Origin of the sequence: Reyranella sp. (genome assembly GCF_965279625.1) — a bacterium.
Taxonomy (GTDB): Bacteria; Pseudomonadota; Alphaproteobacteria; order Reyranellales; family Reyranellaceae; genus Reyranella.
Map to the genome: position 1 here is coordinate 971305 of NZ_OZ257251.1, position 26079 is coordinate 997383.

Below are 26079 nucleotides of genomic sequence, written 5' to 3' on the forward strand. Positions count from 1 at the left end.
GACTCAGCTCCTCAGGATGAAGTCAGACAGGCCCGACAATCAAGGACGCGTTGGTCCCGCCAAAGCCGAACGAGTTGCTCAGCGCATGGCGAACCTTACGCTGCTTGGCCTGCTTGGGAACCAGATCGATGTCGCAGCCGTCGTCGGGCTCGTCGAGGTTGAGCGTCGGCGGTACGGCCTGATCGATCAGGGACTTGATCGCGTAGATCGCCTCGATCGCGCCGGCAGCGCCCAGCAAATGTCCGGTCGCCGACTTGGTCGACGACATGGAGATACTATAGGCATCCTGGCCGAAGGTACGCTTCACGGCGCCGAGCTCGATCACGTCGGCCATCGTCGATGTGCCGTGTGCATTCACATAGTCGATCTGGTCGGTGCCGAGATTCGCGCGCTTCAGCGCCGCCTTCATGGCACGCACCGCACCGTCGCCGTCCTCGGACGGAGCCGTGATGTGATAGGCGTCCCCGGACAGGCCATAGCCCAAAATCTCGGCGTAGATCTTGGCGCCACGCTTCTTGGCATGCTCGTACTCTTCGAGAACGAGGCAGCCGGCGCCCTCGCCCATCACGAAGCCGTCGCGCCGCTTGTCCCACGGGCGCGAGGCCTGTGTCGGCGTGTCGTTGAAGTCGGTCGACAGCGCCTTGCAGGCATTGAATCCCGCAATGCCGATGCGGCAGATGGCGGCTTCGGCGCCGCCGGCCACCATGACGTCGGCATCCTCGAACTGGATCAGCCGCGCAGCGTCGCCGATGGCATGGGCGCCGGTGGCGCAGGCCGTGACCACGGCGTGGTTCGGCCCGCGGAAACCGTACTTGATCGAGACCTGCCCCGAGACGAGGTTGATCAGCGCCGAGGGAATGAAGAAGGGGCTGACGCGACGCGGGCCCCGCTCTTTCAGGATCAGGGACGTCTCGTAGATCGTCTGAAGACCGCCGATGCCGGAGCCGATCATGACGCCGGTCCGGTTGAGACCTTCCTCGTCCTGCGGCATCCAGCCGGAATCCTCGACCGCCTGCTGGGCGGCCGCGATGCCGAAGATGATGAACTTGTCGAGCTTCCGCTGCTCCTTGGGGGCAAGGTAATCGTCCACGTTGAAGTGGCCGTTTGCCTTGTCGCCCTGGGGCACCTCGCCCGCGATCTTGGTCGCGAGGTCCGAGGTATCGAAAGCCTGGATCGACCGGATGCCGGACTCCGCCGCCATCAGGCGACGCCAGTTCGTGTCGACGCCGTCACCCAACGGCGTCACCATTCCCATGCCGGTTACGACAACACGCCTCATCTTCCGCCCTTCCTCTTTCAGGAACCGGTGAAGATCAGGACTTCGCGGTGCCTTTGATGAAGCCGATGGCGTCGCCGACGGTCTGGATCTTCTCCGCCGCGTCGTCGGGAATTTCGATACCGAATTCTTCCTCGAACGCCATCACGAGCTCGACCGTATCGAGGCTGTCCGCGCCCAGATCGTCGATGAACTTGGCCTCTTCCTTGACCTGCGCGGCCTCGACGCCGAGGTGCTCGACGACGATCTTCTTAACGCGCTCGGCAATATCGCTCATTGTCTTGTCCTTCCCGTGTATCCAACAAATTCCGGTCGCCAGGGGGTTGGCGAATGCCGGGCTCTTAACATAGCTCCCGTGCCATTGGCTAGGTCCGAAAAGCCCACAGAATCAGGCACTTGTAAGCCTGTCCGTCAGATCATCGCCATCCCGCCGTTGATGTGGAGCGTCTGACCGGTGACGTAGGCCGCCTCGTCGCTGGCGAGATAGACCACACCGGCCGCGATCTCGTCGGGCGTGCCCAGGCGGTCGGCGGGGACACGCGCCAGAATGGTCTTCTTCTGATCGTCGGTCAGCACGTCGGTCATCGGTGTGGCAATGAAACCGGGCGCCAGGCAGTTCACCGTGATTCCACGCGACGCCAGCTCCTGCGCCAGCGACTTCGACATGCCGATCAGGCCGGCCTTGGCCGCCGCATAATTCGCCTGCCCCGGATTGCCCGTGACCCCCACGATCGAGGTAATGCTGATGACCCGGCCGAAGCGCCGCTTCATCATCCCGCGCATCACCGCACGGGTCAGGCGAAAAGTCCCGGTGAGGTTCACCTGCAGGACCTTCTCCCATTCCTCGTCCTTCATGCGCATCGAGATATTGTCGCGCGTGATCCCGGCATTGTTCACGAGGATGTCGAGCTTGCCGCCCATCGCGGCTTCAGCCTCCTTGGCGAGCCGGTCGATGTCGGCCGGGTCGTCCATCCTCGCTGCCACGACATGGGCTCGCTCACCGAGCGAGGCCTTGAGCTGCTCCAGCGCCTCGGCGCGCGTGCCCGACAGGGTGACCGTCGCCCCCTGCTTGTGGAGCGCGCGTGCGATGGAGCCGCCGATGCCACCGGACGCGCCGGTGACGAGAGCTGCCTTGCCGGTCAGATCGAACATGGCACTCTCTCCTTAGGCCGTCTTGAGGAAGGTTTCGATGTCGGACGGCGTATTCAGTGCCAGGCCGGTCATGTCCTTGTCGATGCGCTTGACGAGGCCTGACAGGACCTTGCCGGTGCCGCACTCCGCCAGGACATCGACGCCCTTGCTCTTCATATACTGCACGCTCTCGCGCCAACGCACGAGGCCGGTCACCTGTTCCACGAGGCGCTGCTTGATCGCCCCCGGGTCGCTGAGTTCCGAGGCCAGCACGTTGGACACCAGCGGCACGCGCGGCGGCATCAGCACCACTTCTTCCAGCGCGACCTTCATCGCATCAGCGGCCGGCTGCATCAGAGGGCAATGGAAAGGCGCACTCACCGGCAGCATCATGCCGCGCTTGCAGCCGCGCAACTTTGCGGCCTCGATGGCGCGCTCGACCGCTTCCTTGTGACCGCTCACGACGATCTGGCCGCCGCCATTGTCGTTGGCGACCGCGACCACCTCTCCCTGAGCTGCTTCCTTGCAGGCTTCCTGGGCCGCCTCCAGTTCGATCCCGAGCAACGCGGCCATGGCGCCGACGCCCACGGGCACGGCCTTCTGCATCGACTGCCCACGCAGTTTCAGCAGGCGCGCGGCATCCGCGAGCTTCAGGGCGCCGGCCGCCGCAAGCGCCGAATATTCGCCGAGCGAGTGGCCCGCGACATACGTGGCAAGCGAGGAAAGCGGCTTGCCGCCGTCCCGCTCCAGGATCCGGGCGACCGCAACGCTCACCGCCATCAGGGCGGGCTGGGCGTTCTCGGTCAGGACGAGATCGCTCTCCGGGCCTTCCCGCATCAATTTCGAGAGGTTCTGCTTCAGCGCCTCGTCGACCTCGCCGAACACCTCCCTGGCGGTGGCGAAGGCACCGGCAAGATCTGCCCCCATGCCGACAGCCTGCGATCCCTGCCCCGGAAAGACAAAAGCCCGACTCATGCGCGTTTTCCCATGATTTTCATCGCGATTGCGGGCAGTCATACCGGGGCGCGGGACGCAGTCAAGCCGCACGGGGAATACTTGCTTTCGGGCTGCTTGCCTGTATAACCGCGCCTCTTCGGGGCCTGAATCGGCCTCGATCTCCTTGCCGCCCCGGTGCATTCCGCGTGGGGCGGCTAGATCCGGGCGGTTCTTCGGAACTTCGGGTCGCTAACAGCCATAAGGAGCCGAATCTACATGGCACTCTACGAGAATGTCTTCATTGCGCGTCAGGACGTTGCGACGACGCAGGTGGAGGCTCTGACCACCCAGTTCTCCGAACTGGTCACCAGCATGGGCGGCACCGTCTCCAAGAAGGAGTATTGGGGCCTGCGCTCGCTGACATACCGCATCAAGAAGAACCGCAAGGGTCACTACACCCTGCTCAACATCGACGCCCCTGCGGCGGCGGTGAAGGAGCTGGAGCGCACGATGTCGATCAACGAAGACATCATCCGCTACATGACCGTGCGCGTCGACGAGCTCGAGGAAGCGCCGTCGGCCATCATGGTGCGCAGCGCCGAGAAGTCCGACCGTCCGGGTGGCGATCGTGGCGACCGCTGGGGCGATCGCCCGCCGCGTCGCGAGCGTTCGCGCTTCGGCGACGAGGGCGGTGCCGCCCCGGTGGCCTCTGAAACGGGAGAAGAAGCATGAGCGCACAGCGTCGTCCGTTCACCCGCCGCCGCAAGAGCTGCCCGTTCTCCGGCGCCAACGCCCCGAAGATCGACTACAAGGACGTGCGCCTTCTGCAGCGGTTCATTTCCGAACGCGGCAAGATCGTACCGAGCCGTATCTCGGCAGTGTCGTCCAAGAAGCAGCGCGAACTCGCCCAGGCGATCAAGCGCGCCCGCTTCCTGGCCCTCCTGCCCTACCTCATCGCCTAGTCGGGAGACGCAATCATGCCGATGAACGTCATCCTGCTCGAGCGCGTGCCGAAGCTCGGCCAGATGGGCGATGTTGTGAAGGTGAAGCCCGGCTTCGCCCGCAACTACCTTCTGCCGCAGAAGAAGGCGCTGCGCGCGACCAAGGACAACATCACCTACTTCGAATCGCAGCGTAAGGTTCTCGAGGCGCAGAACCTCGAGCGCCGCTCGGAAGCCGAAGCGGTCGGCGCCAAGATGAGCGACCTCAAGGTCATCATCATCCGCCAGGCCTCCGAGGCGCTGCAGCTCTACGGTTCGGTCACCTCGCGCGACATCGCCGACGGCGCTGCCGCACAGGGCGTCAAGATCGAGCGCAGCCAGGTCGAACTGGACAAGCCGATCAAGGCGCTGGGCGAGCACAAGATCAAGATCCACCTCCATCCGGAAGTCGTGGTCGAGATTTCGGTGCTGGTTGCCCGGTCCGCCGACGAGGCCGAGTTCCTCGCCAAGGGCGGCAGGCTGGTCGCGGAGACCGAGCGTGCGGCCATGGAAGCGGCGGAAGCCGCGCAGCGTGCGGCCGATCAGGCCGCCGCGCTGTTCGAGGCCAAGTCGGCCGAGGCCGCCGAGGGCGAAGGCGAGACTGCCGAGGCTGCGGCCGAGGAAACGCCGGCCGACCAGAAGTAATACGCGTGCCGACAGGCACCGCGGTCCTCTTCGAACGCATGTCATCGCCTCGCGATGGCATGCGTTTTCTTTTGGTGCTTCCGTGATCTGGCGGCTGGGCGCCCTCGCCGTGGCAGCCGTCGTTGCCCTGCCCCTGCTCGGCATCGCCTCCAGTCTTGTCAGCGACCAGGGCGAGCTCTGGCGTCACCTTGCCGAGACGCAGCTTCGCGACATCGTCAGCAACACGATCGTCCTGCTGATCGGCGTTGGCCTCGGTACCGTCGTGATCGGCACCGGCACGGCCTGGCTGGTGACGATGTACCGGTTTCCCGGAAGCCGGATGCTGCACTGGGCGCTGCTGTTGCCGCTCGTCATGCCGACCTACATCATCGGCTATGCCTACGCCGACCTGCTGACATTCGCCGGCCCGCTGCAGTCCTCGCTACGCAGCGCGATGGGGTGGAACCGAGGCGACTACTGGTTTCCAGAGTTCGGCTCCCCCCAGGGTGTCGCCCTGCTCTTCACGCTGGTCCTCTACCCGTACGTCTATCTGGCCGCACGCGCGGCGTTCCTCGCCCAGTCGCAGTCGCTGCTTGAGGCAAGCCGCATCCTCGGCAATGGACCCTGGCGCACGTTCCTGCGCATCGGCCTGCCGCTGGCCCGCCCCGCGATCGCCGCGGGCGCGGCCCTCGCGCTGCTGGAGACCCTCGCTGACTTCGGCACCGTCCAGTATTACGGCATCCACACCTTCACCACGGCGATCTACCGGACCTGGTACGGCATGGGAAACCGCGAGGGCGCGGCGCAGCTCTCCATGGTTCTCATCCTGATCGCGGTCGTTCTCGTTGCCCTGGAACGCCGGTCGCGCGGCGGCGCCCACTTCGCCATCGCTTCGAACCTGCGCTACGTCGCCGAGCCGGTGCAACTCCCCCTGCTCGCGGGTCTCGCCGCTTTCATGGCCTGCGCTCTGCCGATCCTGCTCGGCTTCGGGGTGCCAACGGCACATCTCGCGCAACTCGCCCTGTCCTCCGGCGTGCTGCTGACCGATCGCCGCTTCATCGGCGATGCCTTCAACAGCCTGATCCTGGCGACGGTGGCGGCTGCGATCATCGTCGGTCTCGCCGTGTTCCTGAGCTACGCCGGGCGCCTCGTCCGCCGTCGACTGCTCCACCGCACCATCGCTTTCGCATCGCTCGGCTACGCCATTCCCGGCGCCGTGATCGCCGTTGGGGTGCTGCTGCCGCTGGCATTCGCCGATCACGGCCTCGACCTGCTCTCGCGGCACTTGCTTGGTGTCCCGACGGGCCTGCTGCTGAGCGGCACGGCCTTTGCCCTCGTCGTCGCCTATACGGTTCGCTTCCTCGCCGTCGGGCTGGCCAACGTCGCGCCCGGACTTGCCGCGATCGATCCGGCCATGGACGCGAGCGCGCGCATCCTCGGCGCCAGGCCACGCGACGTGCTGTGGCGAATCCATCTACCCATGCTGCGGGCGCCGGTCCTGACGGCCGGGATCGTCGCATTCGTGGAAGTGCTGAAGGAACTGCCGGCGACCCTGCTGATTCGGCCCTTCAACTTCGACACGTTGGCCGTCGGGGTCTACCGCTTCGCATCCGACGAGCGCCTTGCCCAGGCGGCCGTCGGATCCATTCTCATCGTCACCGTGTCGCTTGCACCGGTGATCCTGCTGAGTCGCACGGTGGCGGCGTCGGGGCGTCTTACTTCCAGCCGGCCCGGTCCATGATCTTCAGCGCCTCGGCGTTGTTCTGTGCGAACACGCGGGCGTTGAGCTGATCCTCCTTGAAGGTGCCGAGCGCCTTCAGCTCCGGCGAGAGTTCCACCGAGGCCACGACCGGATACTCTGAATTGCCGTCGGCGAAGTACTTCTGCGCCTGCGGCGAGACCAGATACTCGAGGAACTTGACCGCCGCCTGCTTGTTCGGTGCATGCTTGGCGACGCCGCCGGCGCTCAGGTTCACGTGCGTGCCGCGATTGGCCTGGTTCGGGAAGATGACGCCCAGCTTGGCCGCGAGATCGCGGTCCTCCGGCTTGTTCGAGCGCACCAGGTTCACGAAGTAATAGGTGTTCACGACGGCGACATCGCCCTCGCCCGCGGCGGCGGCCTTGATCTGGTCGGTGTCGCCGCCGCGCGGCGGACGCGCCAGGTTGGCGGCGACGCCCTTGGCCCACGTTTCCGTCTTCTCCGGACCATCCGCTGCCAGCACCGAGCCGGTGAGCGACTGATTGTAGATGTTGCCCGACGAGCGGATCAGGATTTTGCCCTTCCACTTCGGGTCGGCGAGGTCCTCGTAGGTCTGCGGCGCCGCCGCGGCCTGCACCTTCTCCTTGTTGAACACGAAGATGCGGGCGCGCTTGGAGAAGCCGAACCAGGTATTGTCGGGATCGCGCAGATGCGCGGGGATCGCCTTGGCCAGGACGGGCGAGTCGGTCGCCTGCAGCAGCCCCATCTCGCGGGCACGCTCGATACGACCGGCATCGACGGTGATGAACACGTCACACGGGCTCTTGTCACCTTCCGTGCGCAGACGCTGGATCAGCGGATCCGGTTCGGCATCGACGCGGTTGATCTTCACACCCGTGAGGTCGGCGAAATTGCCGTACAGCGCCTCATCGGTCTTGTAGTGACGGGCGGAATAGAGGTTGAGCGTGCCGCCCTGCGCCCAGGCGCGACGGGCAATGAGCACGCCGGAACCAAACGCCAGGCCAGTCGTCACGAGCGCACGTCTCTTCACGTCTTCCTCCGCTGCGAGTGAGTATCAATGGCCCGATATCACCGCCTATGAATATTGGCAATTCAAATGCGATTTATTCACATTTACCTTGCCAAATTTTGCGCGTTCAACCCTTTGCGTCGAAAATGCGGATCGGACTAACATTTGGCCAACGACAACTTGGAGTAATCCGTCGTGCTGCTGGCGCAGGTCCTTGCCCGGGTGGTGAGCGAAGGCCAACTGACGATCGTTGATGAAGCTGGCCGGTCGCATCAGATCATTGGAGCCAAAGCCGGTCCCGCGGTGACCATGCGGGTCCATGACCGGTGGACCGGAATCCGTCTAGCGTTCCGGCCCCGACTCGCCTTGGGCGAGGCCTATATGGAGGGTCGCCTGACCATAGAACAAGGCGACCTCTACGATCTGCTCGACCTCCTGGGTCGCAACATCAACGCCGTCGATTCGACGGCCATGATGCGTTGGTCCTACTCACTCCAGCGAGGGCTGCGGCTGCTGGAGCAGTACAATCCCATCGGCAAGGCGCAGAAGAACGTCGCCCACCACTACGATCTGAAGGGCGAACTCTACGATCTCTTCCTCGATTGCGACCGTCAGTATTCCTGCGCCTACTTCAAGACGGGCAACGAGTCGCTCGAGACGGCCCAAGCAGACAAGAAGTTGCATATTGCGACCAAGCTGCTGCTGAAACCCGGTCAGAAGGTGCTCGACATCGGATCGGGCTGGGGCGGCATGGGCTTGTTCCTCGCCCGCTCCTTCGATGTCGACGTCACGGGCGTCACGCTCTCGCGCGAACAGCATGGCGTGTCCAACCGACGCGCCCAGGAGTCAGGCATCTCCGACCGGGTCCACTTCAAGCTGATCGACTATCGCGAGGAACCCGGCCGCTACGACCGTATCGTCTCGGTCGGAATGTTTGAGCATGTTGGCTCGGCCCATTACCTCGAATACTTCCGGAAGATACGGGACCTCCTGGCCGATGACGGCGTGATGCTGCTGCATTCGATCGGTCGCATGGAGCCCCCCGGAGGCACCAACACCTGGCTTCGCAAATACATCTTCCCCGGTGGCTATTCGCCCGCTTTGTCGGAGGTTCTTGCGGCGATCGAGAGGTCCGGCCTGTGGGTCACCGACATCGAAGTGCTGCGGCTGCATTATGCAGAGACCCTGCGTCACTGGCGGCGCCGCTTCCTCGCCAACCGGGAGAAAATCAAGGAAATCGCCGGCTACGACGATCGCTTCTGCCGCATGTGGGAATTCTATCTCGCGGGCTGCGAGGTCGCGTTCCGCTACATGCAGCAGATGGTGTTTCAGATCCAGATCAGCCGGCGCCAGGATGCGGTGCCGCTCATTCGTGACTATATGCTCACCGAAGAACGTCTGAAGAACGTCACAGGGTCCATGGCGGCTGAATAGGAAGTATCCTCGCTAAACTCTGGATAAGCCTGCGCACCGATTCTTTGCACTGTGATCCCCCTCCCATCTTGGGCAAAGACAATGTCATGGAGCCGCTGAAAGACACCTCGAACGTCACGCGCCTGCCCGGCGCCGAAGATGCACGCCTGCGCGAGCCGCCGCACAATTTCGAGGCCGAGCAGGCCTTGCTCGGTGCGATCCTGATCAACAACGCCGCCTACCAGCGCGTCGCGGAGTTCCTGCGTCCCGAGCATTTTGCCGATCCGCTCCACGGCAAGCTTTTCGATTCGCTGTCGCGCCTGATCGAGCGCGGCCAGGTCGTGAGCGCCGTCACGCTCAAGACCTATGTCGAGCAGGATCCCGCGATGAAGGAGGCCGGCGGCGCCGCCTATCTCGCAAGATTGGCAGCAGCCTCCGTGCACGTGATCGATGCCGCCGCGTTCGGCCGCGCCGTTCACGATCTTTACCTGCGCCGGCAGCTCATCGACCTCGGCGAGAATGTCGTGAACGGGGCCTTCTCGGGCGACGTCGACGAAACCGCGCTGCAGCAGATCGAGGTCGCCGAAAAGAAACTCTACGACCTTGCGACGACGGGCCAGACCGAGGGCGGCTTCAAACCGTTCCGCATGGCCCTGACCGAGGCCATGACGGCGGCAGAAGCCGCCTATGTGCGCGAGGGCAAGCTCACCGGCGTGGCCACCGGCCTGTTCAATCTCGACCAGTTGCTGGGCGGCCTGCACAGATCCGACCTTCTGATCCTTGCCGGCCGCCCCTCGATGGGAAAGACCGCACTGGCAACCAACATCGCGTTCAACGCCGCGAAGGCTTACCGGGAGGAGATCGTCGACGGTCACCCGAAAGCCGTGGACGGCGCGGTGGTGGGTTTCTTCTCGCTCGAAATGTCGGCCGAACAGCTCGCCACCCGCATGCTTTCTGAGCAGGCCGAAATCTCCTCGGAGAAGATCCGCCGCGGCGAGGTGCTCAGCCACGAATTCGACAGGGTCATCAACGTCAGCCACGAACTCGAGCATCTCAACTTCTTCATCGACGACACGCCCGCTTTGTCGATCGCTGCCCTGCGCACCCGAGCGCGCCGGCTGAAGCGGACGCACGGTCTCGGCCTGATCATCGTCGACTACCTCCAGCTCCTGAACCCGTCGGGCAAGAGCCGGCAGGAAAACCGCGTGCAGGAGGTTTCGGAGATCACCCGAGGCCTGAAGACGCTCGCCAAGGAACTCGACGTGCCGGTGATCGCGCTCTCGCAGCTGTCGCGCGCCGTGGAGCAACGCGAGGACAAACGGCCCCAGCTCTCCGACCTTCGCGAATCCGGATCGATCGAACAGGACGCGGACGTCGTGATGTTCGTCTATCGCGAGGAATATTACCTGACCCGCGGCGAGCCCGCTCGCCGCGCCGAGGAGAGCGACCAGAAGTTCAACGAGCGCCACGACGACTGGAAGCAGCGCTGCGAACAGACCTACGGCAAGGCCGAGGTCATCGTGGCAAAACAGCGACACGGACCTACAGGCATCGTGCGCCTGTCGTTCGAAGGACAGTTCACGAAGTTCGGCAACCTCGATGGCGTTGCTGACGAGCCCGTGTCAGCGTTCTAAGGTCACCGCGTGTCAATTCCCGAAGATCATGACCCGGCGAGCCGCGCCGGCGCGGTCCTTTCCATCGACCTGGGCGCGATCGCCGCCAACTGGCGCGGGCTGCGCGATGCCGGCCGCGCCACCGGCCGGCCGGTCGACTGCGCCGCCGTCCTGAAGGCCGATGCTTACGGTACGGGGGCGACCGTGGTCGGTCCCCTGCTGGCGGCCGAAGGCTGCCGGCAGTTCTTCGTGGCGCATATCGACGAGGGCATAGCGCTCCGCCGCGTGCTGCCGGAACTGCCGATCTACGTGCTGAACGGTCTGCTTCCCGGAACCGAGGGCGATTTCGTGGAGCACCGCCTCGTCCCCGTGCTCAATCACCTGGCACAGCTGAATGCCTGGCGGGCTGCCGCCCAGCGCTTCAACCGGGCCCTCGACGCCGTGGTGCACCTCGACACCGGCATGCACCGGCTTGGCTTCGGCGCAGAGGACGCGCAGGTGCTGATCAACGAACGCGGCCGGCTGCGCGGCCTGCGGCTCGCCTTGATCATGAGCCATCTGGTTGCGTCGGAAGAACCCTCGAACCCGGTGAACGGCGAACAGCTCTCGCGCTTCCGCACCTTCGTGCGCGCCATGCCCGGAGCACCGACTTCGCTGGCCAACTCCTCGGGCATCTTCCTGGGGCCGGATTATCATTTCGACCTGCTTCGTCCCGGCGCGGCTCTCTACGGCATCAATCCCCTGCCGGGGCAGGCCAACCCGATGCTCGACGTCGTGACGCTGCAGGCCCGGATCCTCCAGACGCGCCAGATCGATGCCTTCCAGACCGTGGGGTATGGCGGCGCCTGGCGCTCGGCACGGCCGAGCCGGATCGCCACCATCGCGCTGGGGTATGCGGACGGCTATTTCCGCAACCTCGGCAACCGTGCCCATGTGCATCTCGCCGGCCACAACGTACCCGTGATCGGCCGCATCTCGATGGACCTCGTGACCATAGACGTGACCGATGTGCCGGAGGCCGATTGCCTGCCGGGCGCCACGGTCGAGGTGCTGGGGCCGCATCTCACGCCGGATACCCTGGCAGAGCATGCGCGGACGAATGCCTACGAGGTCATGACTGCTTTGGGCACGCGCTATCATCGTGCCTATGTCGACCGCTTCGCCGAGGCGCCGGCCGACGAAACGGGAGAACCGGCGTGACGATTCCCCTGTTCACGGTCCTGGGCCGCATGACGCTCGCCTTCCTGGAGGCGATCGGCAGCGTCTCGGCATTTGCCTTCAAGGCGGTCCGTCAGGGTCTGCAGCCGCCCTATTACCGCCGGCAGATCCTCCGGCAGATCATGGAGATCGGCTACTACTCGCTGCCCGTGGTCGGCCTGACCGCGATCTTCACGGGCATGGTGCTGGCGCTGCAGAGCTACACGGGCTTCGCGCGCTTCTCCGCCGAAAGCGCCATTCCCAACGTCGTCGTGGTCTCGCTGACCCGTGAACTGGGACCCGTTCTCGCCGCCCTGATGGTCGCCGGCCGCGTCGGCGCCGCGATGGCGGCCGAGATCGGTACCATGCGCGTCACCGAGCAGATCGACGCGCTGACGACTCTCTCCACCGATCCTTTCAAGTATCTCGTCGCCCCCCGCCTGATCGCAGGCATCCTCACCCTGCCGTTCCTGGTGCTGGTCGCCGATATCATCGGCGTGTTCGGCGGCTTCCTGATCGGCGTCTACAAGCTCGACTTCAACGATGCCGCCTACCTGCGCAATACCCTCGACTTCCTGCAGTTCCAGGACGTCTTCTCGGGCTTGGTCAAGGCGGCGGTGTTCGGCTTCCTGATCACGCTGATGGGCTGCTATCACGGCTACAGGTCGCGCGGCGGCGCCCAGGGTGTCGGCAAGGCGACCACCAGCGCGGTGGTCTCCGCCTCGATGCTGATCCTGACCTTCAACTACTTCATCACCGAAGCCTTCTTCGCGCGTTGATCGGCTCCCCCCGCATGGCCTCCCCCAAGATATCGTTGCGCGGCGTCACCAAGGCTTTCGGGCCCAAGAAGGTGCTGCAGGGCATCGAGCTGGACGTGGCGCCGGGCGAATCGATGGTCGTGATCGGCGGGTCGGGCACGGGCAAGTCGGTGCTGCTGAAATGCATTCTCGGCCTGCTGAAACCCGACCAAGGCTCGATCAAGGTCGACGGAGAGGAGACGAGCGACCTGTCCGATCGCGACCGTGCGCGGGTCATGCGCAAGTTCGGCATGCTGTTCCAGGGCGGTGCATTGTTCGATTCGCTCCGCGTCTGGGAGAACGTGGCTTTCGGGCCGATCCAGAGCGACGGCATGGCCCCCGACCAGGCCCGTGAAGTCGCCGTCGCCAAGTTGGGCGCCGTCGGCCTCGGCCCTGAAATCGGTGACCTCTTCCCCTCGGAATTGTCGGGCGGCATGCAGAAGCGCGTGGCGCTCGCCCGCGCCATCGCGCGCGAACCCGAGATCATCTTTTTCGACGAACCGACGACCGGCCTCGATCCGATCATGGCGGACGTGATCAATGATCTGATCGTGAAATCCGTCAGCAGTCTGGGCGCCACGGCGATCTCGATCACCCACGACATGGCGAGCGCCCGCAAGATCGGTCACCGCATCGGCATGCTGCACGAGGGCAAGCTGATCTGGCAGGGGCCCGTCGCCGACATCGACCGCTCGGGGAACGCCCATGTGGACCAGTTCATCCACGGCCGGGCCGATGGTCCGATCCGGATGCAGGTCCGGAAGCTCTGACCGTGGCGCGGCCGTTCAAGCGCTACGCCTGCCAGTCCTGCGGCGCCGTCACGTCGAAGTGGAGCGGGCGCTGTGAATCCTGCGGCGAGTGGAACACGATCGTCGAGGAAGCCGCTCCCGCGCCGGGACCGGCCGGCGGCGCGATGGCCCGCCTCGGAAAAGGACGCCTGCTCGACTTCACCGGCCTTACCGGCTCGACACCACAGCCGCCGCGGCTGAAGAGCGGTATCAACGAGTTCGATCGCGTGTGCGGTGGCGGCCTGGTCGTCGGCTCCGCGCTTCTGATCGGCGGCGATCCGGGTATCGGCAAGTCGACCCTGCTGCTGCAGATGGCGGCGGCGCTCGCCAGGCAGCACACCGCCTGCGCCTATATTTCCGGCGAGGAGGCCGTCGACCAGGTCCGCCTGCGGGCCGAACGGCTGGGGCTGGCCGACGCCCCCGTCCAATTGGTAGCCGCGACCTCGGTGCGCGACATCGTGGCGTCGCTGGAGCAGCCGGACGCGCCGAAGGTGGCGGTCATCGATTCGATCCAGACGATGTGGCTCGACACTGTCGATTCGACGCCCGGTACCGTCACCCAGGTCCGCGCCTCGGCGCAGGCCCTCGTCGAACTCGCCAAGCGGCGCGGCATCGCCGTGCTGCTGGTCGGCCACGTGACCAAGGACGGCGCCATTGCGGGTCCCCGCGTCCTTGAGCACATGGTCGACACGGTCCTTTATTTCGAAGGCGAGCGCGGCCATCAGTTCCGCATCCTGCGCACCGTCAAGAACCGCTTCGGCCCGACCGACGAAATCGGCGTCTTCGAGATGTCCGATCGCGGACTTTCCGATGTCGCCAATCCCTCGGCCCTGTTCCTCGCGGACCGCCGCGGTCACGTCTCGGGGACCTGCGTCTTCGCCGGCATCGAAGGCACCCGCCCTTTGCTGGTGGAGATCCAGGCGCTGGTCAGCCCCTCGTCCCTCGCCACACCGCGGCGCGCGGTGGTTGGCTGGGATTCGAACCGCCTTGCCATGGTCCTGGCCGTTCTGGAGGCCCGCTGCGGCGTCACGGTCGGCGCCAACGACGTCTACCTGAACGTCGCCGGCGGCCTCAGGATCGGCGAACCGGCCGCCGACCTCGCCGTGGCGGCGGCGGTCATCTCCTCGCTCGCCGACGAGCAGGTGCCGGGCGATATGGTGGTGTTCGGCGAGATCGGCCTCGGCGGCGAAGTCCGGCCCGTCGGCCAGCGCGAGGCCCGCTTGCGGGAGGCGGCAAAACTCGGCTTCCGGAGTGCCCTCGTCCCGCAGGTTCGCAGCGGCTCGGGGCCCGCTCCCCGGGCGCCGGAGGGCATCGCCATTGACGAAATTGAGCATCTGTCGGACCTTGTGGCGCGTTTCCAACCGGCTGATCGGCCTCTAAAACGTGGCCGGCGCGAGGGAGCCCCCGAAGGACCGGGGGACCGCCGGCGCGACCGGGATCAACACTGAGGGCACGGAGAGCACGGGGGCGATGGAGCAGCTGGGAATTACCGTTTTCGACGTCGCCGTGATCGCCGTCGCTGTGTTCGGAGCGCTCATAGGCATGTCCACGGGCTTCGCCCATGCCATCCTGTTCATCGCCTCCTGGATCGGCGCCGGCTGGATCGCCTGGCGCTTCTCGAACGTCGTCGAGCCGGAGGTCCTGAAGGTCGTCGGCAGCGCAGAACTGTCCTATTTCATCTCCCTGCTCGTCGTCTTCGTCGGAGCGTTGATCGTGCTGATCATGCTCACCAGCGTGGTTTCCCGGTCCATCCGGACCGGCCCGCTCGGACGGCCCGACAGAATCCTCGGGGCCGGCTTCGGCGTGCTGTGCGCCTGGGTCGCGATGGGAACGGCCTTTCTGTTCTACGGCTATCTCGGACCGCGCCAGCTGCCGCCCGCGGTTGAGGGGGCGGCCAGTTTTCCGATGATCCGCGAGATGGCGACCTTCGTGGAGCCGAACCTTCCCAGCGGTTTCCGCAACCGCCTGCAACGACCGGGCATGGAAAGCGGCGTCATTCCGGGGTCGTCGACAGCGGCGCCGCGCTCCGCGCCTCCCACCGTCACTCCGTCGGATGCCACTCCTGCCGCACCCGCGGCACCGGCCGCGCCTGGGGAAACCAAACCGCCGCAGTGAGTCATACTTGATAGCGTCGCGGCGACACCCCAGCTATAACCCCGCCGTGCATACCCCCCTGAAACGCTCCGAAGACGACCTCGACAAGTTTCACGAGGAATGTGCGCTGTTCGGCATCTACGGGACAGCCGATGCCGCCGCGCACACCGCGCTGGGCCTTCACGCCCTGCAGCACCGTGGGCAGGAAGCCTCGGGAATCGTGACTTTCGACGGCCGGGTTTTTCACAACCATCGCGCCGCCGGCCTGGTCGGAGACATCTTCGGCACCCAGGCGGTCATGGAAAAGCTCGTCGGATATTCGGCGATCGGACACAATCGCTACGCCACGACGGGCGGGTCCTCGGACCGCAACATCCAGCCGATCTTCGCCGATTTCGACTTTGGCGGTCTGGCGCTCGCGCATAACGGCAATCTCACCAACGCGTACCTTCTGCGCAAGGAACTGGTCCGGATCGGCTGCCTGTTCCAGTCGACGACCGACACCGAGGTGATCAACCACCTGATCGCCCGCTCCAATTATTCGACCGTGGTCGACCGGCTGATCGATGCGCTGGGCCGCGTGAAGGGCGCCTATTCTCTGCTGCTGCTGACGAACGAGGCGCTGCTGGGCGTGCGCGATCCGATGGGCGTGCGTCCCCTGGTGATCGGCCGTCTCGACGATGCCTGGATCCTGACCTCGGAAAGCTGCGCCCTCGACATCATCGGCGCCCGCTTCGTGCGCGACGTCGAGCCGGGAGAGATCGTCATCGTCGATGGCAACGGGCTCAGGTCCATCAAACCGTTCGTGAAGCAGAAGCGCCGCTTCTGCGTGTTCGAGCATATCTACTTCGCGCGTCCCGATTCGAAGGTCGAAGGCATCGGCGTCTACGACGCCCGCAAGCGCATCGGCATGGAACTGGCCAAGGAAAGCCCCGTGCCGGCCGACGTCGTCGTGCCCGTGCCGGATTCCGGCGTGCCCGCCGCAATCGGCTATGCCGCGCAGTCGGGCCTGCCGTTCGAGCTTGGCATCATCCGCAACCACTATGTCGGACGCACCTTCATCGAGCCTGCGGACCATATCCGCCATCTCGGCGTGCGCCTGAAGCACAACGCCAACCGCGCCCATATCGAGGGCAAGCGCGTCATCCTGGTCGACGATTCGATCGTGCGCGGCACCACCTCGATGAAGATCGTCGAGATGGTGCGTAACGCCGGCGCCAAGGAAGTGCATATGCGCATCGCGGCGCCGCCGACCACCGATCCCTGCTTCTACGGCATCGACACGCCGGACAAGGACAAGCTGCTGGCCTCGCGCTACGACGTCGCCGGCATGGCGAAGTTCATCGGCGTCGATTCTCTGGCCTTCGTCTCGATCGACGGTCTCTATCGCGCGATGGGCCTGCCGGGCCGGGATGCGGCCCAGCCGGCTTTCTGCGACGCCTGCTTCACCGGCGACTATCCGATCGCGCTCGACGACGTCGTCGGCGTCGAGGATCGCCAGCTCTCCCTTCTCGTCGAATCGGCCTGAGTTCAGGATCATGACCGAAGCCGCCGTCGGCCGCCTCGCCGGGCGTGTTGCGCTGATCACCGGTGCCTCGCGCGGCCTCGGGGCCGCGGCTGCCCTCGCCTACGCGGCCGAGGGCGCGCACTGTGTGCTGGTCGCCCGGACCGTGGGCGGCCTCGAAGAGGTCGACGACCGCATCAAGGCGATCGGTGGTTCGGCCACCCTGGTGCCGCTGGACATTACAGACGGCCCCGGGATTGACCGGCTGGGCCAGGCCCTGTTCGACCGCTTCGGCCGCCTCGACGTGCTTCTGGGCAATGCCGCCATCCTGGGCACGCTCTCGCCGATGGGCCATTTCGATCCCAAGGTGTTCGAGCAGGTGATGGCGGTGAACGTGACCGCCAACTGGCGCCTGATCCGCTCGATGGACCCGCTGCTGCGCCGCTCCGATGCCGGCCGTGCCATCTTCGTGACCTCGGGCGCTTCACGCCGGATCATCCCCTATTGGGGGGCCTATGCCACGAGCAAGGCCGCGCTCGACATGATGGTCGGCATCTACGCGGCCGAGGTCGCGCACACCCAGGTGAAGGCCAATCTTTTCAATCCGGGGCCGATGCGCACCTTCATGCGCCGCGAGGCCTTTCCGGGCGAGGACGAAGCGCAGCAGATCCCGCCCGAAGCGCACGGCGAATCGCTCATCCAGCTCGCGATGCCCGCCTGCACCATGAACGGCGAATGGGTCGCCGGCGACGCGGCCCTCGAGCAGCGCCCAAGCCTCAGCTGAGGGCGCCGCTCGCGTCTTCGAAGAGGTGACGGCGCTGGGCCGTCACCGCCTCTCCTACTCCGCGGCCATGTCCATCGCGGCCAGCACCTTCGGCGGCGACATCGGGAGGCTGTAGAAGCGCCGCCCGAGCGCGTCGTAGATCGCGTTCGAGACCGCCGCGAGCGGCGGCACCAGCGGCACTTCGCCGACGCCGCGCACGCCCTGCGGATGCTTCGGGTTCGGGATCTCGAGGATCACTGAGTCGAGCATCGGCAGGTCCGAACTCACCGGCATGCGGTAATCGAGGAAGCTCGGATTATCGAGCTTGCCGTCCTTGTTGAAGATGTACTCCTCGCTCAGCGCCCAGCCGATGCCTTGGGCGGCACCGCCCTGGATCTGGCCCTCGACATAGCTGGGATGGATGGCGCGGCCGACATCCTGGACAGCCGTGTAGCGCAGCACGCGCACGATACCGAGGTCGGGATCGACCTCGACATCGCAGACGTGCGTGGCAAAGCCGCCTTCGGCGCCGGTCGTGTTGAGCTGCTGGCCGGCCCCAATGGGCCCGCCGGTGGCGCTCGCCTGGGCCGCGATCTGCCCGAGGCTGAGAGGCTCGAACTTGCCGGCATTGTCGCCGGCCGGCCGGGCCTCGCCATTCTCCCAGACGACCGCGTCGGGATCGATCTTCCATATCTTGGCCGCGCGCTCGCGCAGCTGGGTAATCACCCGCTCCGTCGACTGCGTCACGACCATGGCCGAGGCGTAGGTCACGCGGCTGCCGCCGGTCAGGTTGCTGAAGCCGATGACACTGGTGTCGCCGATCAGCACCGAGACCTTCTTGTAGTCGATGCCGAGGATCTCGGCGGTGATGTTGGCCGTCGAGGCGCGCGAACCGCCGATGTCGGGATGGCCGGTGATCACCACCACCGTGCCGTCCTCGTTGATGTTGACCTGCGCGCTCGATTCGCCGCCGGCATTGAACCAGAAGCCCGAGGCCACGCCGCGGCCGTACAGCATGCCCTTCTTGGACTTGGGCAGCGGCGTCGTGTAGTGCGCGTGCTTCCTCGCTTCCTCGATCGTCTCGACGAAGCCGATGCGCGGATAGACCGGACCATGCGCGGCCTTGGTGCCCTGCTTCGCTGCGTTTTTCAGACGGAAATCCAGCGGATCCATCTTCAGCGCCTCGGCCATCTCGTCCATGACGCACTCGACGCCATAGGCGCCGATCGGCGCGCCGGGTGCGCGATAGGCCGCGACCTTGGAGCGGTTGGACACCACGTCGTAGCCGAACGAGTGCACGTTCGGGATGTCGTAGGGCGCGAAGGCGCAGCCCGCCGCGCCGCGGATGGGCGAGCCCGGCAACGCGCCGGCCTGCAGGCAGAAGGTGCCCTGCGCGGCCACCAGCTTGCCGTCCTTGGTCGCGCCCAGCTTGACCGTGCTGTAGGACCCCGAGGTCGGGCCCGAGGCATGGAACACCTCGGCACGGCTCATCGTCATCTTCACGGGACGGCCGGATTTCTTCGCGAGAATCAGCGCCAGCGGCTCAAGGTAGATGATCGTCTTGCCGCCAAAGCCGCCGCCGATCTCGGCGGGAATCGCGCGGATGTCGTTTTGCGGCAGCCCCGTCAGGTAGGCGCACATGGCGCGGACCATGAACTGGCCCTGGCTGGAGCTCCAGATCGTGGCCTTGCCGTCGGAGACGCTGACCAGGCAGGCATGCGGCTCGATATAGCCCTGGTGCACCGGCTGGGTGCGGAAGCTGCGCTCGATGACGACATCGGCCTTGGCGAAGCCCTCACCGATATCGCCAAGCTTGTGCTCGAGCGTGCCGGCGATGTTCGACGGCTTGTCCTTGAACTTGATGAAGTCGTGCAGGATCGGCGCGTCGGGCTTCATCGCCTCCTCGACGTCGATCACGAAGGGCAGGACCTCGTACTCGACCTCGATCAGCTTGCAGGCCTCGGCCGCGATCTTCTCGGTGGTCGCCGCGACCGCCGCGACCGGATGGCCGGCGAACAGCGCCTTCTCCCGCGCCATGACGTTGCGGCACATCCAGCGCATGTCCTGGATGCCCAGCATGACCGACTTATCGAGCGGGAAGTTGACGACGTCCTTGGCCGTCATCACGGCCTTCACGCCGGGATGGGCTTCCGCCTTGCTGGTGTCGATCGACTTGATGCGCGCATGCGGGTGCGGGCTGCGCAGGACCTTGCCCCAGATCATGCCGGGCATGGTCGTGTCGGCGGCATAGGCCGCACGTCCGGTCACCTTGTCGGCGCCGTCGGGACGAATCGTGCGCTTACCGATCCACTTGTTGTCGTTGGCGGTGTCTGTGGTGTTCCCGTTCGTGCTCATCGTGCGGCCCTCATGTCGGCAGCGGTGTCCATCACGGCGCGGATGATCTTGTCGTAGCCGGTGCAGCGGCACAGGTTGCCGGCCAGCCAGAAGCGGACTTCATGCTCTGTCGGATCCGGGTTCTTCTCGAGCAGGGCCTTGGCCGCCATCAGGACGCCCGGCGTGCAGATGCCGCACTGGAGTGCGGCCGACTCGAGGAACTTCTGCTGCAGCGGGTGCAGCTCCTCGCCGGCCATGCCTTCGATGGTGCCGATCTTCTGCCCCTCGGCCTCGGCCGCCAGCATCAGGCAGGAACACACGATCCGTCCGTTGAGGGTGATCGTGCAGGCGCCGCAGTCGCCGGTGCCGCAGCCTTCCTTGGCGCCGGTGAGCCCAAGCGGCCCGCGCAGCACATCGAGCATGCTCTGGTCGGCGTCACAGAGGAATTCCTGCGGCTCGCCGTTGATCGTGGTGGAGACGTGAAGCTTTGCCATGGTCCTAGTTTCCTCCCGCGCGTTCGGCGGCAATCAGTGCGGTGCGCTTCAGCAGGACGCCGGCCACCTTGGTGCGATAGGCGATGGTGCCGCGCTTGTCGTCGATGGGACGGCAGGCGGCGCTGCAGGCGGCGGCGGCCTTCGCCAGTGCGGCTTCGTCCAGCTTGGAGCCGATGAGCGCTTTCGCCGCCTCCTCGACCAGCAGGACCGTCGGTGCGACGGCGCCGAGGCCGACGCGCGCGGCGGTGCAGGTTCCCTTGTCCAGGGTCAGGCTGACGCCACAGCCCACGACGGCGATGTCCATCTCGGTGCGCGGGATCATGCGCAGATAGGCATCGCTCGAGCCCTTCGACCGCGGCGGCAGGGTGAAGGAAACGACGATCTCGCCCGGCTCGAGGTTGAGCCGGCCCGGCCCCTTGGGCACCTTCTCGACGGCGAGCTCACGACGCCCGTTCGGTCCCTGGATCGTGACGATGGCGCCGGCCGCGACCATGGCCGGAACGCTGTCGCCGGCGGGCGAGCCGTTGCACAGATTGCCGCCCGGCGTTGCACGCCCCTGGACCTGGGTGGAGCCGATCAGGTTGGTGGCCTCGACCACGCCCGGCCAGACCTTGCTGACCTTGGGGTGTTCGCGCAGAACCGCGCCCGAGACGGCAGCGCCGATCCGGAAGCCGCCCTCCTTGGTTTCCTCGATGGCGGTCAGCTCGCCGATCTTCTTGATGTCGACGATCGTGCCCGGGGTCACGACCCCGTTCCTCATCTGGACCAGGAGGTCGGTGCCGCCTGCCAGGATCCGGCCGGCGCCGGCGGCCGCTGCGAACGCCCGAACCGCTTCGTCGAGCGTACTAGGCGCTACGTACTGAATATCCATGGTTCTGCCCTTTCATCCCGTCGGCGGCCGCGGCGCAGCTCGTTATTTCGACTTTGTTGGAATGAAGCCTAGGGCAGCAGGTCGGTACGGGGCAAGGCGCCTCTCCGCCATCGGCCGCGATGCGGCCGGTGGCATAGGCAGCTTCCTGTGATCGCTCTTTCTTCAACGCTCCCGGACATTGCCAAGGGCAATGTCCTGACGCTCCCCGGGCTGAGCTGCGCTCAGCCCTACCGCTGCGGCTTGCGACGGCCCTCGAAGGGGTTCTTCGGCTTGCGCATGCTGAGCCGGATCGGCACGCCCGGCATGTCGAAATCGTCACGCAGGCGGTTCGTCAGGAAGCGCAGATAGTCGTTGCCGAGCTCCTGCGGCTGGCTGACCGACAGGATGAAAGTTGGCGGCCGGCGCTTGATCTGGGTCATGAAGCGCAGGCGGATGCGGCGGCCGTTGCTGGCGAGCGGTGGCGGATGCAGCGTCTCCATCTCGCGCAGCCAGCGATTGAGCTTGGGTGTCGTGACCCGCTTGTTCCAGATCTCGTAGGTTTCGAAGACCTTGGGCAGAAGGCGCTCGACGCCACGTCCGGTGAGCGCCGAGAAGCCGACGATGGCCACGTCCTTCACCTGCGAGAACGACATCTCCAGCCGGTCGCGCAACTTGCGCCACTGTTTCGACGACTGCGACTGGTCGTCGGCCAGCAGGTCGGTCTTGTTGACCGCGATCACCAGCGCGCGCCCCTCCTCGATCACCCAGCCGGCGATGTTGAGGTCCTGCTTTTCGGCCATGTCAGCGGCGTCGAGCACGACCACAACCACGTCGGCGAGCCGGATCGTGTCCAGCGAATCGGCCACCGAGGCGGCCTCGAGCTTGGCGTCGATGCGGCTGCGGCGGCGCATGCCGGCGGTATCGACCAGGCGCACCGCACGGCCCCGCCATTCCCATTCGACTCTAATGGAGTCGCGTGTGATGCCGGCTTCGGGTCCGGTCAGGACCCGCTCCTCGCCGACCAGACGGTTGAGAAGCGTCGACTTGCCCACGTTCGGCCGGCCGACGATGGCCAGCAGCAGCGGTCGGCCCTCCGGCACGTCGTCGAGATCGGGATCGCTCGCGTCGGCCTCGCCGGCTTCGTCTTCTTCCGGCATCGGCTCGATGTGCCGGCTCAGCGCCTCGTGTAGGTCGCTCAGCCCCTCGCCATGCTCGGCCGACACCGGGATCGGTTCGCCCAGGCCCAGCCCGTGCGCCTCGGCAAGGCCCTGCGCCCCGGCACGGCCTTCGCACTTGTTGGCGACCAGGATCACCTTGGCCGATCGCTTGCGCAGCCAGCTGGCGAAGCTCTGGTCGAGCGGCAGGATTCCGGAGCGGGCATCGATCAGGAACAGGACGACATCCGATCCGTCGATCGCCCGCTCGGTGAAGCGCCGCATGCGTGCCTCCAGGGCCTCGCCGCCCGCGGTTTCCCACCCTGCCGTGTCGAGCAGCATGAAGGCGAGATCGCCGAGCTGTGCCGGCTGCTCGCGCACGTCGCGGGTCACTCCGGGTGTGTCGTCGACGATGGCGCGCCGACGGCCAGCCAGACGGTTGAACAGCGTCGACTTGCCGACGTTGGGACGACCGACGATGGCGACCCGACGCAGCCCCTGGGAGGGTGAGCGTTCTTCAGCGGAGGGCAATGAGTCGCCCGGAGTCTGTGAGGACGTAGATGGTCTGGTTGGCGATCACGGGGCCGAGGCGCACGCGGTCGCGCACGTCGATCTTGCCCATGATCTCACCGGTGTAGGGAGAGACAACTACCAGATCGCCCAAAGAACTGGTCAACAGAAGGCGATCGCCCGCCAGCACCGGGCCGCCCCACAGGACCGGCACGTGCTTCTTGGTATCCTCAAACTGCGTGAGCGGCGTGACCCAGCGGATCTTGCCGGTATCCCGGACCATGGCCACCACGTCGGCGTTGCCGGTGACGATGAAGAGGAAGCGGCCCGCCGGCCACGGCGTCTGGCTGCCGCCAATGTTGCGGTCCCACTGGCGCTGGCCGGAACGCAGGTCGATGCCGGCGATCTGACCGGCCGAGCCCATGGCGATGACGAGACCGCGGTCGATCACGGGACGGCCGCGAATGTCGGCGAGATTGCCGAAGGCGCGCACGTCGGCGCGCGCACCGATCAGCGTTTCGTTCCAGATCGGCCGGCCGTTGTCGATACGCAGCGCGGCAAGCTCGCCCGACGTGAACGGCGCCACGATCGTGTCGCCGGAGCCCGCCGGGCTGTTGCCGCCGACGTAGCCCGACGTCTCCTGCAAACCGGCGAACTGCCAGAGGTCGGAACCATCGGCCGCAGCCAGTGTGTGCAGCCTGTTGTCGATGGCGATGACGAAGACCCGGTCTCCGAAGACCAGCGGGGCCCCGCGGACCGGCGCGCTGACAGTCGAATGCCAGTCCTCCTTGCCGGTGGCCGGATCGAGCGAATAGACCGTCGCAAAGCCGGTGGTCACGAAAAGCCGCCCGCCGTAATAGGCCAGCCCACCGCCGAACTCATCGGAGTCGCGCGCCTTCTCCGGCGCCAGCGAGACGCGCCAAAGAAGCGCGCCGGTATCGGCGTTGAAGGCGGAAACCGTGCCCTGCGCATCCTTGGCAAACACCTTGCCCTCGGCGACGACCGGCGGCGTGGTCAGGATACGAGTCGAGCTGCTGCCGGTCCCGACATCGGCCGTCCAGATGATCTGCGGAGACGCACCGATTGCCAGATTGTGCATGGCGTTGTTGGCGAAGCCGCCGGACTGCGGCCAGGATTCGTTGACCGTCGGCGGCGGCAGCACGACCGGAATGTTCGCGGCGTCGCTGTCCGGTTCGAGGTCCTTCCGGTCGCCTAGTACCGAAATGCGCTCGCCGGGAAGCGCCGTCTTCTTTTTATCGAGAATATCGCAACCGGAAAGGGAGACCACCAGGAGAACGGCGGCGAGAAGGAATCGGGGATCGAACACGCGCACTACGCTCAACATCGGACTATTTCGCCTCCGCGCCGCCGTAGAGATTCAGCATCGCCGAAACGCGCTGGGATGCGCCCTGCGGCACGGCCGGATCCTTGGCGATCTCGTTCCACAGTTCCTTCGCACGCTTGGTGTCGCCCTTGCGAGCGGCCAGCATGGCCTGCAACTCGCGAACGCTCAGCCGGAACGGACGATCGGGGCCAGCCAGCGGCTCGAGCCGGGCCACCATCTCTTCCGCCTTGGGGGTGTCGATGCTCTTGAAGGCGGCGATGACGAGAGCCAGGTCGCTGAGCTCGCTCGCCGACAGGCTGGGCGCCACGGTCGCGAGCGCCGTCACCTGCTCCTCCAGGGTCGGACGGAGCTGCGCTGCCGTCAGGGCCGCCAGAGAACGATAAGGTTGAACGGCATTGGATGCCTGCTTTTCCAACTCGGCGCGGGCCGCCGCCGGATCCGTCGCGATCTGGGCCAGTGCCGCCGAATAGGTGGCACTGGCGGCGGCGCGCTGCGCCTGATCATACTGGCGCCAGCCCACGAAGCCCGTGACGGCGACCACCAGCACGACGGCGAACGCCACCACCAGGGTCCCGTAGCGACTCCACCACTCCTTCATCTCGTCCTTGCGGACGGCCTCGTCTATTTCGTGGAACGCGGCGGAGTCGGACACAAAGTGCTCCCGGAATATCGCGGAATATCAACAGCTTCAGCGGCGGTTCATACCCCCCCACCCCGGCTTTGGCAAACAAGCGGATGGGGTTGCAACGCGCTTTACCCTCATCGGCGGTTCTGCAAGAATTCATCCAACTGACATGTTCGAAATCGCGACGGCATGAGCAACCTGTACCGTTTGGCCGATCAGCGGGCCCGGCGCCGAATTGTGTCGTTCGACAAACGGGAACTGTCGCGACTTCTCGCTTTGTACAGCATGCGTGTGGCATCCGGAGAGTGGCGCGACTATGCCATCGACTTCCGGCCCGGCATGGCGATCTTCTCGATCTTTCGCCACACCGCTGAGCAGCCGCTGTTCGCCATCGCCAAGGTCCCGGGCGGCGGCGGCGGCAGTTACGTAGTGTACAATGGCCCGCGCAAGCTCGCGCACGGGGAGACGCTCGAAGACGTGCTGAGCGTCTTCGAGCGCAAGCTCAAGCTTCTGCTCGGCTGACCTTATTTCTTTGGCGTGGTGGCCGCGCCGATGCCAGCGCCAACCGCCGTGCCGACCAGAACAGGCGCGACCAGCGGCCAACCCGCGATCGCGCCGATCGCCAGACCGGTACCCGCACCGATGCCGCCGCCGGTCACCGCACGTTCGCCCCAGGTATCGCCGCAGGCGGAAACGGACAGAGCGAGCGGAAGCACGAGAAGGGAAACAGCGATTTTCATTTCAGACCTCGAAAAAAATGAGGGGAGCCGCGAAAGCAGCCGTCTACATTCAATTATTGTGGCCTTACAAAGCCTTATTAGCCGATCTTTCGCGATTTCCCGCGAAGTGTCAATTACCTGATATAACCATCTGATATTTATAGCTTTTTTTCTTGATTTTGTGCCGACATGTGCCGACCGCG

Annotated in this window: 26 protein-coding genes; 14 read left to right on the plus strand and 12 right to left on the minus strand. The window is 65.7% G+C overall.

The window, feature by feature from the left end; all coding sequences use genetic code 11:
- Positions 1–22: 22 nt before the first annotated feature.
- The 4 genes from fabF to fabD all read right to left on the minus strand — a co-directional run bounded on the left by fabF (position 23) and on the right by fabD (position 3382).
- On the minus strand, positions 23–1279 hold the full coding sequence (gene fabF, locus ACQY78_RS04665) for a beta-ketoacyl-ACP synthase II (protein WP_428683216.1): 1257 nt from the start codon (positions 1277–1279) through the stop codon (positions 23–25).
- A 34-nt stretch (positions 1280–1313) separates the two neighbouring features.
- Positions 1314–1553: an acyl carrier protein gene (locus ACQY78_RS04670; protein ID WP_295135853.1), complete on the minus strand. Its 240-nt coding sequence runs from the start codon at positions 1551–1553 to the stop codon at positions 1314–1316.
- 134 nt (positions 1554–1687) lie between these two features.
- Positions 1688–2428: a 3-oxoacyl-[acyl-carrier-protein] reductase gene (gene fabG, locus ACQY78_RS04675; protein ID WP_428683218.1), complete on the minus strand. Its 741-nt coding sequence runs from the start codon at positions 2426–2428 to the stop codon at positions 1688–1690.
- 12 nt (positions 2429–2440) lie between these two features.
- Positions 2441–3382 carry an ACP S-malonyltransferase gene (gene fabD, locus ACQY78_RS04680; protein WP_428683220.1) on the minus strand — a complete coding sequence of 314 codons (942 nt, stop codon included), beginning with the start codon at positions 3380–3382 and terminating at the stop codon, positions 2441–2443.
- 237 nt (positions 3383–3619) lie between these two features.
- Here fabD and rpsF point away from each other — a divergent pair, with 237 nt between their 5' ends.
- The 4 genes from rpsF to ACQY78_RS04700 all read left to right on the plus strand — a co-directional run bounded on the left by rpsF (position 3620) and on the right by ACQY78_RS04700 (position 6688).
- A complete protein-coding gene (gene rpsF, locus ACQY78_RS04685; RefSeq protein ID WP_428683222.1) occupies positions 3620–4075 on the plus strand; it encodes a 30S ribosomal protein S6 in 456 nt (151 codons plus the stop codon).
- Positions 4072–4305, plus strand: a complete 234-nt coding sequence (gene rpsR / locus ACQY78_RS04690; RefSeq protein ID WP_295135841.1) for a 30S ribosomal protein S18 — start codon at positions 4072–4074, stop codon at positions 4303–4305. Before rpsF ends, rpsR begins: the two co-directional genes overlap by 4 nt.
- A gap of 21 nt (positions 4306–4326) precedes the next feature.
- Positions 4327–4968, plus strand: coding sequence for a 50S ribosomal protein L9 (gene rplI / locus ACQY78_RS04695; RefSeq protein ID WP_428686324.1), 642 nt, complete (start codon positions 4327–4329; stop codon positions 4966–4968).
- Between the two features lie 82 nt (positions 4969–5050).
- The gene (locus ACQY78_RS04700; protein ID WP_428683225.1) at positions 5051–6688 is read left to right on the plus strand and encodes an ABC transporter permease; all 1638 of its coding nucleotides are present in this window, start codon (positions 5051–5053) and stop codon (positions 6686–6688) included.
- Here the strand turns inward: ACQY78_RS04700 and ACQY78_RS04705 are convergent.
- Positions 6663–7697 carry a Fe(3+) ABC transporter substrate-binding protein gene (locus tag ACQY78_RS04705; protein WP_428683227.1) on the minus strand — a complete coding sequence of 345 codons (1035 nt, stop codon included), beginning with the start codon at positions 7695–7697 and terminating at the stop codon, positions 6663–6665. The genes ACQY78_RS04700 and ACQY78_RS04705 overlap by 26 nt on opposite strands.
- 360 nt (positions 7698–8057) lie before the next feature.
- On the opposite strand from ACQY78_RS04705, the gene ACQY78_RS04710 reads away from it, so the two are divergent.
- From ACQY78_RS04710 to ACQY78_RS04750, 9 genes are all read left to right on the plus strand, one after another.
- On the plus strand, positions 8058–9110 hold the full coding sequence (locus tag ACQY78_RS04710; RefSeq protein WP_428683229.1) for a class I SAM-dependent methyltransferase: 1053 nt from the start codon (positions 8058–8060) through the stop codon (positions 9108–9110).
- A gap of 86 nt (positions 9111–9196) precedes the next feature.
- On the plus strand, positions 9197–10723 hold the full coding sequence (locus ACQY78_RS04715) for a replicative DNA helicase (RefSeq protein ID WP_428683231.1): 1527 nt from the start codon (positions 9197–9199) through the stop codon (positions 10721–10723).
- Positions 10724–10732: 9 nt separating this feature from the next.
- Positions 10733–11902 carry an alanine racemase gene (alr, locus tag ACQY78_RS04720; RefSeq protein ID WP_428683233.1) on the plus strand — a complete coding sequence of 390 codons (1170 nt, stop codon included), beginning with the start codon at positions 10733–10735 and terminating at the stop codon, positions 11900–11902.
- Positions 11899–12678 (plus strand): MlaE family ABC transporter permease, encoded by a 780-nt coding sequence (locus ACQY78_RS04725; RefSeq protein WP_428683235.1) that lies wholly within the window; start codon positions 11899–11901, stop codon positions 12676–12678. The genes alr and ACQY78_RS04725 overlap by 4 nt, the downstream gene beginning before the upstream one ends.
- A 14-nt stretch (positions 12679–12692) precedes the next feature.
- On the plus strand, positions 12693–13466 hold the full coding sequence (locus tag ACQY78_RS04730; RefSeq protein WP_428683237.1) for an ABC transporter ATP-binding protein: 774 nt from the start codon (positions 12693–12695) through the stop codon (positions 13464–13466).
- Positions 13467–13468: 2 nt separating this feature from the next.
- On the plus strand, positions 13469–14932 hold the full coding sequence (gene radA, locus ACQY78_RS04735) for a DNA repair protein RadA (RefSeq protein WP_428683239.1): 1464 nt from the start codon (positions 13469–13471) through the stop codon (positions 14930–14932).
- Positions 14933–14954: 22 nt separating this feature from the next.
- On the plus strand, positions 14955–15599 hold the full coding sequence (locus tag ACQY78_RS04740; protein ID WP_428683241.1) for a CvpA family protein: 645 nt from the start codon (positions 14955–14957) through the stop codon (positions 15597–15599).
- Positions 15600–15645: 46 nt separating this feature from the next.
- A complete protein-coding gene (gene purF / locus ACQY78_RS04745; protein ID WP_428683243.1) occupies positions 15646–17106 on the plus strand; it encodes an amidophosphoribosyltransferase in 1461 nt (486 codons plus the stop codon).
- Between the two features lie 10 nt (positions 17107–17116).
- On the plus strand, positions 17117–17866 hold the full coding sequence (locus ACQY78_RS04750) for an SDR family NAD(P)-dependent oxidoreductase (protein WP_428683245.1): 750 nt from the start codon (positions 17117–17119) through the stop codon (positions 17864–17866).
- 54 nt (positions 17867–17920) lie between these two features.
- Here the strand turns inward: ACQY78_RS04750 and ACQY78_RS04755 are convergent, their stop codons facing one another.
- The 6 genes from ACQY78_RS04755 to ACQY78_RS04780 form a co-directional block, all read right to left on the minus strand.
- Positions 17921–20200 (minus strand): xanthine dehydrogenase family protein molybdopterin-binding subunit, encoded by a 2280-nt coding sequence (locus tag ACQY78_RS04755; protein WP_428683247.1) that lies wholly within the window; start codon positions 20198–20200, stop codon positions 17921–17923.
- Positions 20197–20673 carry a (2Fe-2S)-binding protein gene (locus tag ACQY78_RS04760; protein ID WP_428683249.1) on the minus strand — a complete coding sequence of 159 codons (477 nt, stop codon included), beginning with the start codon at positions 20671–20673 and terminating at the stop codon, positions 20197–20199. The genes ACQY78_RS04755 and ACQY78_RS04760 overlap by 4 nt, the downstream gene beginning before the upstream one ends.
- Before the next feature lie 4 nt (positions 20674–20677).
- On the minus strand, positions 20678–21538 hold the full coding sequence (locus tag ACQY78_RS04765; protein WP_428686325.1) for an FAD binding domain-containing protein: 861 nt from the start codon (positions 21536–21538) through the stop codon (positions 20678–20680).
- A 233-nt stretch (positions 21539–21771) separates the two neighbouring features.
- Positions 21772–23208 (minus strand): ribosome biogenesis GTPase Der, encoded by a 1437-nt coding sequence (gene der, locus ACQY78_RS04770; protein ID WP_428683251.1) that lies wholly within the window; start codon positions 23206–23208, stop codon positions 21772–21774.
- Positions 23195–24514 carry a PQQ-binding-like beta-propeller repeat protein gene (locus ACQY78_RS04775; protein ID WP_428683253.1) on the minus strand — a complete coding sequence of 440 codons (1320 nt, stop codon included), beginning with the start codon at positions 24512–24514 and terminating at the stop codon, positions 23195–23197. Before ACQY78_RS04775 ends, der begins: the two co-directional genes overlap by 14 nt.
- Positions 24515–24536: 22 nt before the next feature.
- Positions 24537–25184 carry a tetratricopeptide repeat protein gene (locus tag ACQY78_RS04780; RefSeq protein ID WP_428683255.1) on the minus strand — a complete coding sequence of 216 codons (648 nt, stop codon included), beginning with the start codon at positions 25182–25184 and terminating at the stop codon, positions 24537–24539.
- 162 nt (positions 25185–25346) lie between these two features.
- On the opposite strand from ACQY78_RS04780, the gene ACQY78_RS04785 reads away from it, so the two are divergent.
- Positions 25347–25679, plus strand: coding sequence for a DUF2794 domain-containing protein (locus tag ACQY78_RS04785; protein ID WP_428683257.1), 333 nt, complete (start codon positions 25347–25349; stop codon positions 25677–25679).
- Positions 25680–25681: 2 nt separating this feature from the next.
- Here ACQY78_RS04785 and ACQY78_RS04790 read toward each other — a convergent pair whose 3' ends face one another.
- Positions 25682–25897: a hypothetical protein gene (locus tag ACQY78_RS04790; protein WP_428683259.1), complete on the minus strand. Its 216-nt coding sequence runs from the start codon at positions 25895–25897 to the stop codon at positions 25682–25684.
- Positions 25898–26079: the final 182 nt, after the last annotated feature.

Coding starts and splice junctions, on each gene's coding strand:
- fabF (WP_428683216.1), bottom strand. CDS start 1,279: ATGAGGCGTGTTGTCGTAACCGGCATGGGAATGGTGACGCCGTTGGGT.
- ACQY78_RS04670 (WP_295135853.1), bottom strand. CDS start 1,553: ATGAGCGATATTGCCGAGCGCGTTAAGAAGATCGTCGTCGAGCACCTC.
- fabG (WP_428683218.1), bottom strand. CDS start 2,428: ATGTTCGATCTGACCGGCAAGGCAGCTCTCGTCACCGGCGCGTCCGGT.
- fabD (WP_428683220.1), bottom strand. CDS start 3,382: ATGAGTCGGGCTTTTGTCTTTCCGGGGCAGGGATCGCAGGCTGTCGGC.
- rpsF (WP_428683222.1), top strand. CDS start 3,620: ATGGCACTCTACGAGAATGTCTTCATTGCGCGTCAGGACGTTGCGACG.
- rpsR (WP_295135841.1), top strand. CDS start 4,072: ATGAGCGCACAGCGTCGTCCGTTCACCCGCCGCCGCAAGAGCTGCCCG.
- rplI (WP_428686324.1), top strand. CDS start 4,327: ATGAACGTCATCCTGCTCGAGCGCGTGCCGAAGCTCGGCCAGATGGGC.
- ACQY78_RS04710 (WP_428683229.1), top strand. CDS start 8,058: ATGGAGGGTCGCCTGACCATAGAACAAGGCGACCTCTACGATCTGCTC.
- ACQY78_RS04715 (WP_428683231.1), top strand. CDS start 9,197: ATGGAGCCGCTGAAAGACACCTCGAACGTCACGCGCCTGCCCGGCGCC.
- ACQY78_RS04730 (WP_428683237.1), top strand. CDS start 12,693: ATGGCCTCCCCCAAGATATCGTTGCGCGGCGTCACCAAGGCTTTCGGG.
- ACQY78_RS04740 (WP_428683241.1), top strand. CDS start 14,955: ATGGAGCAGCTGGGAATTACCGTTTTCGACGTCGCCGTGATCGCCGTC.
- ACQY78_RS04750 (WP_428683245.1), top strand. CDS start 17,117: ATGACCGAAGCCGCCGTCGGCCGCCTCGCCGGGCGTGTTGCGCTGATC.
- ACQY78_RS04755 (WP_428683247.1), bottom strand. CDS start 20,200: ATGAGCACGAACGGGAACACCACAGACACCGCCAACGACAACAAGTGG.
- ACQY78_RS04760 (WP_428683249.1), bottom strand. CDS start 20,673: ATGGCAAAGCTTCACGTCTCCACCACGATCAACGGCGAGCCGCAGGAA.
- ACQY78_RS04785 (WP_428683257.1), top strand. CDS start 25,347: ATGAGCAACCTGTACCGTTTGGCCGATCAGCGGGCCCGGCGCCGAATT.
- ACQY78_RS04790 (WP_428683259.1), bottom strand. CDS start 25,897: ATGAAAATCGCTGTTTCCCTTCTCGTGCTTCCGCTCGCTCTGTCCGTT.